The organism is Streptomyces sp. NBC_00440 (assembly GCF_036014215.1).
In the GTDB taxonomy this organism is placed as follows: domain Bacteria; phylum Actinomycetota; class Actinomycetes; order Streptomycetales; family Streptomycetaceae; genus Streptomyces.
The window spans coordinates 7425497-7438503 of record NZ_CP107921.1; the positions used below are offsets into that span (position 1 = coordinate 7425497).

Sequence of the window (13007 nt, forward strand, 5' to 3'; positions counted from 1 at the left end):
GGACGGCGTGCCGACACCCTCTCAGGGGCCCTCGCTGCCGCCCCCACTTGTCGGAAGAAGTTCGCTCACATCACTGTTCGGGACACGGTCCTGTTGACTCATCGTGGTCACGAGGGTGGAGGAGATGTGCGCCAGGGCGGGGTCTGCCGGGAGGAAGAACGTTTCGACTCCGGCCAGTTCGTGGTTCATGCGGGCCATCGGCATTTCGTAGTCCAGGTCGGGAACGCCGCGGACTCCGCGGATGACGACGTCGATTCCGGCTCGGTGGCAGTAGTCGACCAGCAGGCCGCCGGTGTGGGAGTCAACCGTGACGTTGCTCAAGTCAGTCGCTGCCGCGCGGAGCCGGACCAGCCGTTCCTCGATGGGGAAGCGGCCGGTTTTGTTCGCATTGAACATCACGCACACGACGACCTCGTCGAACAGGAGGGCAGCGCGCCGGAGTACGTCCTGGTGCCCTTGGGTGACCGGGTCGAAGGATCCTGGGAAGAGGGCTCGCATGACCGGAAAGAGTATCAAGCGGCCACCCCCGGCAGTGCAGTGCCGGAGACCGCGACGCCGGGCGGCTGACCCCGGGGGCGGCCCGGTAGCCCCAGCCGTACGTACGGGCACTGGGAGCCCTATCAAAATCAGCCATGATCGCTCTTCATGTCCGTTGCTCCGCCTGCGCGTTCAGGAACCGGAGGGCCACGGGCCCACCTCCTTCCGGCCTCGTTCGACAGTCCGGGCCTGCGCCGCGAGCACGGAAAGGGAACGACGGGAACGGTGCGGTCCGAAGATGGCTGAGGTCCGTCTGATGAACGCTCGGTTGACTCCCATAGTCTTCCGCGCATGGCCAAAATCACGAGTGAGACCACGAACGAGACCGATGACCTGACGGAACTCGACTTCTCACCGCTCGCGCCGGAAGAAGCCGAAGCCCTTGAAGACCGCGTATATCTGCTGGGTGTTCACGCCGACGGCGTGCGGGCCCTGTAGAAGTTGAGAGTTGGCGCAGCCGGAGGTCCCGACGTGCTCGGCATGTCGGGACCTTCGCATCATCAGCCGCTCGGGAGCGAATTCATCGATCCGGCACTTCTCGGAATGCCGGTGCCTCCGCACGCCGTGCTGCCTCCGGACGCCGACGAGGAGGCCGTGTGCGCTGCTGTCGCGGCGCTCGACCCCGGCCGCAGGTTCGGTGCGGCGGTGGATCCGATCCTCCTCGCCACGCATCCGCTGGACCGGCCCGAGGAGCGCCTGTTCCACATCGGACTGACGGAGGCGAACGCGCCCTGGCTCGTGGCCTGTTCCGGGCAACGGTCCGTCCGCGCATGGCGTGCGGAACTGCGCACCCGGCTGGCGGGGGAGCAGCCGGAAACGGCGATCGGCCAGACCGTGGCGGCGGTCCGTGCGCAGGCCGGACCCCGGCGGCGCGAACCGGTCGTGCCCGTCGTGCTCACCGTCATGCCTCAGGGCTCCGGCCCCCGCAGCGGCACCGGCCTGGCGTACTCACGGGACCCGGAGACCGGCGAACCGGGGGTCAGCGGCAGCTACCGGCCGGGAGGGACCGGGCGGCAACTCCTGACGCGCGGCGGCGAGAGCCTCGCCTCCCTGGTCACGCGGGAACCGTGGGGCGCGGAACTCGCCGCAGTGGTGGGCGTCGCCGAGGAACGCGTCGGCTGTCCGGTCCGGGTGGAGTTCGTCGTGGACCACGGCCACCCGTACGTCCTGGCCGTACGCCCCGCACGGCTCACCGGCGCGGCCCTGCTGCGTTCCGTCGCCGACGCGGGCCGCGCCGGCCGGCTCAGCGGCCCGGAGGCGCTGGCCCGGGTGGACACAACGACGCTCTCGGACGCCCTGTCGCCTGCCGTCCGGCTCGCCGGGAGCCCGCCCGCGGTCACCGGAATCGGCGTCTCACCCGGCGTGGCCGCCGGAGTGGCCGTGTTCTCCGCAGCCGATGCGGTGGCCCTGCGGGAGAAGGGGCAGGACCCCGTCCTCGTGCTGCGTGAATCACGGCCGGAGGATCTGCCGGGGCTCCTCGCGGCCTCGGCCGTCGTGACCGAACGCGGCGGCCGGACCTCCCACGCCGCGGTGGTCGCACGGGGGCTCGGCCGCCCCTGTGTCACGGCGCTCGCGCACTCCGCCGTGGACGCCGGCCGGCGCACCCTGCGCGCCGGCGACGGCCCGGTCATCGCCGACGGCGACCCGGTCACCGTGGACGGCGGCGCCGGCGCCGTCCACCGGGGCCTGCGCACCCCGGCCTCCGGCACCCGGTCCGATCCGGAGGTCACGGACGCCGCCGCATGGCTGCTGACGCAGGCCGACGCCGTGGCCGGACCCGGTCTGCGGGCCAACGCCGACAACGCCGCCGACGCCAGGCGCGGCCGGGAGGCCGGAGCGGCCGGGATCGGTCTGTGCCGTATCGAGCACATGTTTCTCGGCGACCGCCAGCCCCTGCTGGAGCGGGTGCTGCTCGCTGCGCCGGGGCCCGAGTCCAAGGAGGCGCTGCACGCCCTCGGGAGCTGGCTGCGCGAGGAGTTCACCCGGATCCTCGCCGCCATGGACGGGCTGCCCGTCACCGTCCGCCTGCTGGACCCGCCCCGCCATGAATTCCTGCCGGATCTGGCCGAGCTGACCGCGCAGGAGGCCGTCGCCCGAGCCCTTGGCCGGCCGGGCCCCGACCCCGAACGGCTCGCCGTGACACGGGAACTGGGGGAGCGGAACCCGATGCTCGGAGTACGGGGTGTACGTCTGGGACTGCTGATGCCCGACCTCACCGCGACGCAGCTGCGCTCGCTCGTCGCAGCCACCGACGGCCTGCGCCGGGACGGCGCCGACCCCCGGCCCGAGGTTCTGGTGCCGATGGTCAGCACACCCGCTGAGGCCGACGCGGTCCGGCGGATCCTGGACGGAGTACTCGCGGCGGCGGGGCACGCCCCCGACCGCCCCCGGATCCCGCTGGGCGTGATGATCGAGACACCGCGGTCCGCGCTGCTCGCGGGCGAGCTGGCGGCCCGCGCCGACTTCCTCTCTCTCGGCACCAACGATCTGACGTCCCTGGTGTGGGGTCTCTCGCGGGACGATGCCGACCGTGAACTGCTTCCCCGCTACATCGAGTTGGGTATCGTGGACGACTCACCGCTGGAACGCTGGGACGCGAGTGGGGTGGGCGGACTGATCAGCAGTGCGATCACCGCCGCGCGAGCCGTCAAGCCGGAGCTTTCGATCGGTGTCTGCGGCGAGCACGCGAGCGACCCGGCCGCGGTCCGCTTCCTGACCGCGGCAGGCATCGACTATCTGTCCTGCGTTCCGCCGCAGCTGCCGCAGGCCCGCCTCGCGCGTGTCCGCGCGGGGCTCCGGGTCCCGGGCGCACCCGTCCCGGCCGGACCGGACGCACACGACGGAAGGGACGAAGGATGACCGGCTTCGCTGTCGAGGTGGACCGGCTCTCGCGGAGCTTCCGGGCCAAGGACGAGGAGATCCTCGCCTTACGGGACGTCAGCTTCCGTATCGAGCAGGGCCAGATCGTCGGTCTGCTGGGCAGCAACGGCGCGGGCAAGACCACACTCACCAAGATCCTCTCCACGCTTCTGCTGCCCACGTCCGGAACGGCGAAGGTCTTCGGCCTCGACGTCACCACCCACGTGAAAGAGGTGCGCCGCTCCCTGGGGGTGGTGTTCGGCGGGGACCGCGGCCTGTACGGCAAGCTGACCGGCCGGGACAATGTGCGGTTCTTCGCGATGCTGGCCGGGGTCGGACGACGGGGGATGCGCCTGCGGGTCGATGCCGCGCTCCGCGAGGTCGGCCTCGGCGACGCCGCGGACCGGGCCGTCAACACGTACTCGAAAGGCATGCGCCAGCGCCTGCACATCGCCATCGGGATGATCGCCGAACCACGTCTCCTGCTGCTGGACGAGCCCACCGTGGGGCTGGACCCGGTCGAGGCGGAACGGCTCCGGGGCTCCGTCGCCGCCCTGCGGGACACCGGTGTCTCGGTCCTCCTGACCAGCCATTACCTGCTGGACATCGAGCGGCTCGCGGACCGGGTCCTGGTGCTCGCCGACGGCTCTGTCGCGGCTGACCTGCCGACCGCGGAGTTCGCCCGGCTCGCCGACTTCACCGCTACCGTCACGGTGCGCGGCCGCGGCCCCGCTCCCGGCGCCGGGCAGTTCTCGGGCGACACCATCGAGGTCGCGTCCGTGACACACGACGGCGCCATCTGGACGGCCCGGCTGCGGGTGCGGGACTGGGGCCACTCGTCGTTCGGTCAGCTGGGGCAGGCCATGCTGGGCGCGGAGATCCTCGATGTCGACGTCGCGCCGGTCCGGCTGGAGGACGTGTACACGCAGGTCTCGGAGCGGCTCAGGACCGGGGCCGCGCTCAAGGCCGAGGCGGCCGCCGGTGAGTGACATGGGGGCGGCGCCCTGGGCGGTATGGACAGCGCTGCGCACGGAACAGCGTGCGATGCGCGGCAGTCCGCTGGTCATCATCGGGTCGGCCGTCCAGCCCGCCGTCTTCCTCGTGGTCACCATGGGGACCCGGTCCCCGGCGGCCGGCCGCGCCACCTGGCTCGTCTCGGCCGTCATGCTCACCGCCATGTGGAGCTCCACGGTCTGGATGGCGGGAGGTGTGCTGCGCCGCGAACGCACGTACGGGACACTGGCCCGCTGTGTCTCCGGTGTTCACGGGCCCCAACTCGTCCTTCTCGGGAAGAGTTTCGGAGCCACCCTCTACAGCACGGCCGTCATCCTGGTCAGCACGGCCGTCACCGTCGCCGTACTCGGGATACCCGTGCGCGTCGAGCATCCGGTCTGGGTCCTGGTGGCCCTTCTCACCGCCATCGCGTCCGGCACCGCGCTCGGCATGCTCGTGTCCTGTCTGTTCCTCCTCACCGAACACGGGCTCGCCTGGTCCAGTGCCCTGATGTACCCGGTGTTCATCGTGGGCGGCCTGCTGATCCCGCACGACACGCTGCCGGTCTGGCTCCAGTGGGTGTCGGCGGGCGTCAGTCTGCGCTGGATCCACGAGTTCCTGTCCGGCGCGGCGTCCGGCACGGTCGACCTGTGGCCCCTGGCCGCCGCGATCGGGCTGACCGTGGTGTACTCCGCCGTCGCGTCCTGGTCGCTCGGCCGGTCCGTGGACCAGGCACGCCGGAAGGGGACCCTTGACCTCGTCTGAGGAACTCGCCCACCGCGCCGCGGAGGGCGCCCCGTCGCCCGCGCCGGCCTGGCTGTGGGCCATGGCGGAGACGGCGCGGCTCGGCTGGAACGAGTACCGGGCCGTCAACCCGCCGGTCATCCTGGTGAGCGCGACGGTGCCCCGGGTGGTTCTGCAGACGATCTTCTTCACCCTCCTCGGCGGTGTGGTGGCGGGCCCGGACCACCGGCGGTACGCGTTCGTCGGCGCGCTCGCCCTCGGCATGGCCACGATGAATGTCGTCGGCGTCGCGAACGTGCCGGTGACGGACAAACAGTCCGCGACGTTCTGGCGCATCCGGACCGGCAGGCTGCATCCCGCGGCCGTCTTCCTGGCGCGCTCGGCGCCGTATCCCGTCGCAGGGCTCGCCGTCCTGGTCGTCAATCTGGCGCTGGTGGCCCCGATCGCGGGCCTGACAAGCCTCGGCCTCGATCTCCTTCCGCTCCTCGGGCTGTACGCGCTGATGTCCTGCACGCTGACCGCCTGTGGTCTGGTGGCGGGCAGCCTCGCCATCGGCAGACGGGCGGAAGTCCTCTCCAACAACCTCCTCGCCTACCTGATCATCCTGTGCAGCGGAGCCTTCCTGCCGAACGGGCGGCTGCCGTGGATCGACGCGGTCGGCAGCGTACTGCCGTTGCACCACGGCCTCATCGCGCTGCGTGCGGCCCTGGACGGCGCCCCCTGGGAGGGACAGGCCCTCATGGAGGCCGCGGTGGGCGCGGCCTGGGCCGTCGCCGCGGCAGTGGTGACCACGGTCCAGATCCGCCGGGCGCACCGGCAGGGGCACGACGACTTCGAATAGGCGTGGCCCGGCGATGCCCGGTGCCCTATGCCCTGTGCCCTGTGCCCTGTGCCCTGTGCTCGGTCAGGAAGTGGGTTCCGGATCAGGAAGCGACGATATCCACGGTGTGCAGCCGGACCGGTGCGGTGGACCCGGCCACCGCGGCGGCGACGTGGCGCGAGGCGGGATCGCGGACCTCGCCGAACTGTGTGTACAGACCGTTGAGATGGGGAGCGGCGGCCAGCGTGATGAAGAACTGTGAACCCGTGCTGTCCTTGCCCGAGTTGGCCATGGCGAGCAGGAACGGCCGGTCGAAGACGGCGGTTTCCCACACCTCTTCCGGGACCCGGTAGCCGGGGCCGCCCTGTCCCGTACCGCTGCGGTCACCTCCCTGGACAAGGAATCCGGGGAGCCGGCGGTGGAAGTCCGTACCGTCGTAGAAGCCACCGGCGCCCCGCTCCCCGGACAGCGGGTCGGTCCAGTCGCGGGTGCCCCGCGCGAGCCCCACGAAGTTGTCGACCGTGTACGGGGCGAGCCGCGGCCACAACCGCACTTCGATGTCCCCCAGCCCGGTACGGAGCGAAGCCCGCGCCTCCTGGTAGCGGTGGAGAGTGAGGGGGAAGGGGCGCCGGAACACCGGGCGCCGGGTGTGCACCGGCTCCCGCGGGCCGGGTGCCCGGTCGGGCGCCGTCGCACTGATCTCCAGAGAGCTTCCGCTGCCGATGGCTCCGGGCTCGCCGTCGCGGACGGTCAGCGCCGTGTACGAGGCCGGTGGGGTGCGGTCCGCGGGGCCGTCGGCGTGAGCGCCGCCGGTCGGGGTGGAGCCGTCGGCCGGAACGCTGCCGGTCCGGGGGATGCCGTCGGCCGGGGTGGTGCCGTCGCTCCGGGTGCCGTCCGCGGGCCGGCCTTCGGGCCCGCCGAGCCACGTCGTGTCGTACCCCTGCGCGGCCTGCCTCCGGTACCGGTCCCAGCGCCCCCGTACCTCCGGCGACGCGTGCTCGGCCAGTGTGTCCACGTCACCGGCCGCCTGTGCGTCGAGCACGGTGAGGACGTGGTCGGTGTCGCAGTACTTGTCGAAGAGGGAGCCGTTGTTGTGCTCCAGCGTGAAGCACTGATCGACGAAGACGGAGAGCGGCAGTTCACGGCGGGTGTAGCGGCGCAGCATCCCGGCGACCGGCGCCCAGGCCTCACCGCCGTACTCAGCGCCCGGTCCTGCGAACGCCCGGCAGGCGAGATCCAGGGCGCGCGCCTGACCCAGTGCGCTGCGGGTCCGGGGCCAGGCGACCCGGCTGTCGCCGGTTGTCACATCCCGCAGGAAGGCGGCGAGGGGAGCGGGTACGGTGCCGGGCCGTACCCGTTCGTAGTGGCCGAGTTCGGCCCCGATGATGAGATCGAGCTGACCTGCGAACTCCTGGCCGAGCTGCGGCAGCCACTCGGCCAGCCGCCGTGCCGCGGACCGGTCGCCCGCCGCGGACAGCCACTCCATCAGATAGAAGTCGGCGGCCAGCGCCGACGCGTCCACATGGTCGATGTACCAGCGTGGACTGTGCCGGGAGATCTCGCCGGCCATGGCCGACAGGGCGTCCGAGCGGTCGGCGAGCCCGGTCAGGAAGCGGGTCCAGTGCCGCTCGGCCACGGCGTGCAGCCGGGGGTAGCGCCAGGCCGTGCCGAGTACGTCGACACAGTCCCGGTGCCGCGGGTCCCCGGCCCGGATGAGATGGCCGGCGGTCATCTCGACGAGGATCTTCGTCAGAACAGCCCGCAGCCTGCGCTTGTACGGTGTGGCCCCGGGAAGCCGGGCGGCGACCTCCCTGGAGAGGTGCCGGGGGCCGGAGGGGAAGGATTTGAGGAGCGCCCAGCCGAGCAGGGTCAGTACCCCGTCGGCGAGGGTGGTCCCGGTGAAGCGGCGGCAGTCGATGTAGGCAGCGGCGAGGTCGCCCCCTTCCGTGAGGAAACCCGACGCGGGGGGATGGGGGGCGAGCGGGACCAGATACAGCGGCAGGGTGAACGGCGCCTCGTCCGGCGCCGGTACGCCGAGCGCCTCCCGCAGCAGGCCGTCCGTCCGGGGAAGGTCCAGCAGCCGGTCCAGGCCCTCCACGGCCCGGTTGCGTCCCGGGGCCAGGGCCGCCAGCGCCTCCCGCAGCACGGGCTCTGCCCCGGTGAGGGCGTCCGCGATCTTCCGTGTGCCGTCGCGGAGTCCGGCGCCCTCCACGTGATCGGTCAGCTCCTGGGCGCCGCCGGCGGTGGCGATCCACCGGGGCAGGGTCTCCAGGCCCTCCCGGCGCCAGGCCCGGATGCCGTCCCGGAACTGTACGATCCCGGGCTCCACCGGCCGCGGCAGAATGCTGTACTCCCAGGCGAAGCGCCCCATCAACTCCCGCTGGAGCGCCAGAAACGCGTCGAGCCCGGCGCTGTGTTCGTGGACGACCGTGGTGCCCGCCGCGGCGCCGCGCGCTGCCCCCCGAGGCGGCCGGCCCGCTGCCCCGTCTGCTGCGCCGTCCCCTGCGCCGTCGACTGCTCCGTCCCCTGCGCGTACAAGTCCGCTGCTGGTCAAAGCGCCTCCACAAGCCGTGCTGCGACGAGCCGTTCGATGATCACCGCGCACCGGTCCGGTGTGAGTCCGGCGTACGCGGGGTGGGCCTCCCGGAGCTTCTGCGCCCGGCCGGTCACCGTGCTGGGCGGCGCGCCGTCGCACAGCGCCCAGACCAGCGCCACATCGGGGTTGAGCCGGACCCGGCGCAGCGCGGGCAGGGCGAGGACGACACCGCCGCTGTGGGCGCGGGGACTGAATCCCGGGGCGCGGCGCAGCAGGCCCGGCACTTGCTGGGAGCCGACCGGGGCCGTAGAACCCGGCTCGGACCGGTCGGACTCGCCAGGCCGGTCGGACGCGCCGGGCCAGCAGGGCCAGTGCTCCAGCGGTATCCCGTGCCAGCCCAGCGTGGCCACCGCGCTCAGACAGCCCTGGGTGAAGCCGGCGAGCGAGGGCAGGCCACCCGCCGGGGTACCGGAACCGCCACCGGCACCGGTGCCGTCCGCGAGCGGGTCGTACCGCAGCAGATGCCGGAAACCCTCGTACGGGAAACCGCTCGGCGCCGCCCGCCGCAGCTGGTGCCACACCCACTTGCGCCCGGTGTAGAAGTCACCGCACGCGGCGGCGACGGCCTTCCCGGCGAGCAGCAGCGCGGTACGTGCCGCCATCAGCCCGGCGTCCAGGTCACCGTTGGCCACCAGCCCGGCCACGTCCTCCAGTTCGTAGTGGACGGCGGTCAGCCAGTGCGTGATCAGCGCACGCCGCAGCGGCAGCGGCGCGGCGCGGAGCCGGTCCCGCAGCGGGGCCAGCGCCCCGTCGTCGGTGATGACCTCGCCGCTCCACAACCGCACCGCGAGGTCCAGGTCCCGCTGCGCGACCACCGTGCTTCCGTCACCCGGGAAGGCAGCCCCGGCCACCCGCCCGACCGCCGCGTCGAGGTCGGCGACGGAGAGCTCCTGCACATCGAAACGACTGCGATCCAGCACCAGTTGCCGGCGTGCCGGGGCCAGCCCGGTACCCACCAGATACACGTCGATGTCACTGGTGTGGTTGCCCAGACCCGCCGTGACGCTGCCCGCGATGAATGAGGAGCCGACGGTGGCGGGCGCGGCGAGCTGCCGGGCGACCCGGCGGGCGAGCGGCAGCAGCGGATGCTCGCCCGGGTCCCCGCTCCGTCCGAGCGGTCCGGCCGTGGTGGGCTCGGCGTGCTGCCGGGGTGTCACCATCCGGGATTCTCGGGCAGCGCGAGCGAGAGGTACTTCCCTTCGTCGCTCACCATGACCCGCGAGCGGCAGCACCGGTCGAGGAACGCGGCGACCTCGTCGGTGCTCAGCGCCGGTCCGGAACGCGCCAGCGTCTCCCGGACGCGGGCCGCGCTCCGCGGCGCGTCCCCGCACGCTTCGTAGGCGTCGGCGTGCCAGTCCTGGAGAGTCGCGCGACGGGGTGGCCCCGACCGGCTGTCGATGAGGACCAGCTTTCCCGGCAGACGCTGGTAGATCAGCCGGGGACGTCCCTCGGCCCACCGTTTCCGCCACTGTGCGGCCGCGTCCGAGAGCTCCTGGAAAGCCCGGTCCGAGCCGATGTCCGCCGCCGTGTAGTCGAAGAAGTAGGCGATCTTCGAGTGGTCCAGATGGGCGGGGTAGATGTGCCGGTAACTGCTGCGGGGCCGCGCGTCGGCAAGGGGCGACGCGTCGTCGGTGAAGTACGGGCTGAAGCGTTCGAGCCAGATACGGCCCGCACCGCCGGGGGGTTCCAGATGGTGGAGCAACGGCATGAGTTCGGCCTGCCGGCGATAGTCGTCATCGGTCTCGCCGGGGAATCCGGTCAGCAGGTTCCAGGCCACGCCGATGCCGTAGTAGCCGGCCCATTTGAGCAGCCGGATGTTGAGCAGCTTGCTGGAACCCTTGCGCATGAGGTCGAGCACCGCGCTGCTGAGGCTCTCGATGCCGGGCTGGATCCGCATGATCCCCGCGCTGCGCAGGCCCGCCAGCTGCTCCCGGGTGAGGTTCGCCTTGACCTCGAAGAAGATGTGCACGTCCCAGTGGCGGGCGGCCAGTTCCGGCACGAGCGACGAGATGTACTTCATGTCGAGGATGTTGTCGACCGCTTCGACATGGACCGCCGGATAGTCCCGCAGCAGCCCGGCCAGTTCGTCGAGGGCCCGCTCGGCGCTCTTCGCGCGGTACCCCATGCCCAGCGCGTTGAGCCCGCAGAAGGTGCAGTGGTGCTTCTCTCCCCACCAGCAGCCACGGGAGAACTCGATGGGGAGTTTGACCGGGGTCCTGCCCAGCACTCTCTCGCGGTCGTGCCGCCCGATCGCCTCGAAGTAGTCGCGGTAGTCGGGGTGCGGCAGCCCGTCGAGTGCGCTGAGCCGCGGTGAGTCGGACGCCGGAGGCGGAGCGCCGCGGGACTGCGTGTGGACACCGGGAATCGTCAGCGGCGCCCCGTCGACTGTGGCTGCTCCATCGGCAGTGGCTGCGCTGTCGGCCGTGGCCGTTCCGTCGGCTATGGAGGCGAGCAGCCTGGGCAGGGCGATGTCCCCCTCACCGGTCACCACATGATCGAGCCACGGCAGTCCGCGCAGATACTCGGTGCCCATCTCACCGTCGAAGTTGGCGCCCCCGTAGACGAGCACCAGGCTGGGGAACCGTTCCTTGAGGAGCCTGCCGAGCGCCAGCGACGCCGTGTTCTGCAGGAAGGTCGAGGAGAAGCCGACGACGTCGTACGAGTCCCAGTCGATGCCTTCGACGGATTCGGCCAGCCAGCCGGGGAGGACGTCACGCCGTAATGCGACAAGTTCCTCCATGCCTCCACCGGAGAGCCCCGACCAGGTGGCCTCGATCTCCGGATACTCGGCGAAGTACTCCGATTCGCGGGTCACTTCACCGAATGCGGCAAAGGAGAAGAGCCATTCACCGAGCAGATGCAGACGCTCGGCGTGTACGTCGGAAAGTCCGTCGTACAGATCATGGCCGAGAAGAGCGGCGAGTTCGACGTTCAGATAGTGCACATCGCAGGTGTGACCGTGCTCGCGCACGATGGACTGCAGGAGGCCGCACTGGATCGACGGGGCGTCGAGTCGCGCCCAGGGCATGTTGACCAGCGCCACTCTGAGGCTCCGGGACGGGGCAGGAGCCGACCCGTGATCATTTCCGGCTTCGGTCCTGAGGAGGGGTAAGGGCTGGCGCATTCCGGCGGTCTTCCTCCTGGCTCATGGCGAACTGGCTCTGGATGACGCGGCGTTGGCCCGATGTTACGCCGTAGGACTGCTGCGCGGGCGGCGTCCGGGGCATTTCCGGGAAGACACGGGGCGGAATCAGCCGGGCTCCGGCTCCTATCCGCCTCCGGCGCCCGTCAACAGCTGACTTGGCCGAATTGCAGGCGTATCATCCGCAAGATGCGCATGACGAAATACACGCATTCCTGTGTCCGGATGGAGCAGCCCGGAGGCGGAACTCTGGTGATCGATCCGGGCATCTGGAGCGAGCCACGGGCTCTGCACGGCGCCGACGCGGTCCTGGTGACGCATGAACACGTCGACCACGCGGACATCCTGCGCCTCCGCGGCCTGGGCGTGCCGGTGTACGCACCCAAGGGGGCGGATTTCGGCGGGCGCCTCGACGTCATCGAGGTCTCCCCGGACGAGGAGTTCACCGCGGCGGGCTTCCACGTCACGGCGCACGGCGGCCGGCATGCCCGGATCTACGGACAGCTCCCTGACTGCGCCAACCTCGCTTACCTCGTCGACAGCAGCGTCTACCACCCCGGCGACTCGCTGCATGTGCCCGACCGGCCCGTCGAGACGCTTCTCGTACCGCTTCAGGCTTCGTGGATGCGTACGTCGGAGGCCATCGACTTCGTCCGCGCCGTCGCACCGGAGCGCGCGTACGGAATCCACGACGCGCAGATCAACGAACGGGGTCTGCACAGTGTGAACGGCTGGCTGGAGGAGGAGGCGGGCGGCTGCTACAGCTGGCTGGCCCCCGGCGCGCACGCCTGACGTCGCGGACGCCGGAGCGGGAACCGCGCTCGCGTTCCGGCCGACGGCACCCTGTGTATCCCACGGCCCCTGTCTGCAACCGGCCATGGCTGTAACCGGACCTGTCCGCAACAGGCTTCGGCTGCCAGAGGCTAGAGCTGCAAGAGGTCGGCGAGGACCGTGGCCTGACTGATGTCGGAGCGCTTTGCCGCTGTCAGAAGCGTCAGTTTCCGCTCCTTCGCCAGGTCGCGCAGATGGGACAGCGCCTCGGCCCGCTCGGTCTCCTCCAGCTCGCTCCGGTAACGCCGTCCGAACTCCTCGAACCTGTCGGGGTCATGGGCGTACCACTTGCGCAAGTCGGTCGAGGGCGCGACGGCCTTGCACCACTCGTCCAGGTCCGCCTTCTCCTTCGAGATGCCCCGGGGCCAGATGCCGTCGACCAGCACCCGCGCCCCGTCCCGGGCCGACGGGTCCTCGTACACGCGTCGTACTTGCACCTTCGGTCGGGCTGTCATGGCCGCCGCCTCCTGCCTGCCGGTATCCGG

The 13007-nt window shown here is 71.4% G+C and carries 11 protein-coding genes; 6 read left to right on the forward strand and 5 right to left on the reverse strand.

Annotated elements, in window-relative coordinates; all coding sequences use genetic code 11:
• Positions 1–21 precede the first annotated feature (21 nt).
• Entirely contained in the window at positions 22–498 is a 477-nt protein-coding gene (coaD, locus tag OHB13_RS33065; RefSeq protein ID WP_328379551.1) for a pantetheine-phosphate adenylyltransferase, read from the reverse strand.
• 330 nt (positions 499–828) lie between these two features.
• Between coaD and OHB13_RS33070 the strand changes: the two genes are divergently transcribed.
• From OHB13_RS33070 to OHB13_RS33090, 5 genes are all read left to right on the forward strand, one after another.
• Positions 829–975 (forward strand): hypothetical protein, encoded by a 147-nt coding sequence (locus OHB13_RS33070; RefSeq protein ID WP_266850820.1) that lies wholly within the window; start codon positions 829–831, stop codon positions 973–975.
• 105 nt (positions 976–1080) lie between these two features.
• Positions 1081–3396, forward strand: a complete 2316-nt coding sequence (locus OHB13_RS33075) for a putative PEP-binding protein (protein WP_328379552.1) — start codon at positions 1081–1083, stop codon at positions 3394–3396.
• On the forward strand, positions 3393–4385 hold the full coding sequence (locus tag OHB13_RS33080) for an ABC transporter ATP-binding protein (protein WP_266850816.1): 993 nt from the start codon (positions 3393–3395) through the stop codon (positions 4383–4385). The genes OHB13_RS33075 and OHB13_RS33080 overlap by 4 nt, the downstream gene beginning before the upstream one ends.
• 1 nt (position 4386) lies before the next feature.
• Positions 4387–5154, forward strand: coding sequence for an ABC transporter permease (locus OHB13_RS33085; protein WP_266860535.1), 768 nt, complete (start codon positions 4387–4389; stop codon positions 5152–5154).
• Positions 5141–5974, forward strand: a complete 834-nt coding sequence (locus tag OHB13_RS33090; RefSeq protein WP_328379553.1) for an ABC transporter permease — start codon at positions 5141–5143, stop codon at positions 5972–5974. The genes OHB13_RS33085 and OHB13_RS33090 overlap by 14 nt, the downstream gene beginning before the upstream one ends.
• Positions 5975–6056: 82 nt before the next feature.
• Here OHB13_RS33090 and OHB13_RS33095 read toward each other — a convergent pair whose 3' ends face one another.
• Genes OHB13_RS33095 through OHB13_RS33105 form a run of 3 tightly spaced genes read right to left on the reverse strand, consistent with a single transcriptional unit; the run spans position 6057 to position 11592 of the window.
• Entirely contained in the window at positions 6057–8507 is a 2451-nt protein-coding gene (locus tag OHB13_RS33095; protein WP_328379554.1) for a peptidylprolyl isomerase, read from the reverse strand.
• Positions 8504–9709, reverse strand: a complete 1206-nt coding sequence (locus OHB13_RS33100) for a hypothetical protein (protein WP_328379555.1) — start codon at positions 9707–9709, stop codon at positions 8504–8506. Before OHB13_RS33100 ends, OHB13_RS33095 begins: the two co-directional genes overlap by 4 nt.
• The gene (locus OHB13_RS33105; RefSeq protein ID WP_328379556.1) at positions 9703–11592 is read right to left on the reverse strand and encodes a RiPP maturation radical SAM C-methyltransferase; all 1890 of its coding nucleotides are present in this window, start codon (positions 11590–11592) and stop codon (positions 9703–9705) included. The genes OHB13_RS33100 and OHB13_RS33105 overlap by 7 nt, the downstream gene beginning before the upstream one ends.
• A gap of 288 nt (positions 11593–11880) precedes the next feature.
• Here OHB13_RS33105 and OHB13_RS33110 point away from each other — a divergent pair, with 288 nt between their 5' ends.
• The gene (locus OHB13_RS33110) at positions 11881–12483 is read left to right on the forward strand and encodes an MBL fold metallo-hydrolase (RefSeq protein ID WP_328379557.1); all 603 of its coding nucleotides are present in this window, start codon (positions 11881–11883) and stop codon (positions 12481–12483) included.
• A gap of 131 nt (positions 12484–12614) precedes the next feature.
• On the opposite strand, the gene OHB13_RS33115 is transcribed toward OHB13_RS33110, so the two are convergent.
• Entirely contained in the window at positions 12615–12977 is a 363-nt protein-coding gene (locus OHB13_RS33115; RefSeq protein WP_328379558.1) for a DUF488 domain-containing protein, read from the reverse strand.
• Positions 12978–13007: the final 30 nt, after the last annotated feature.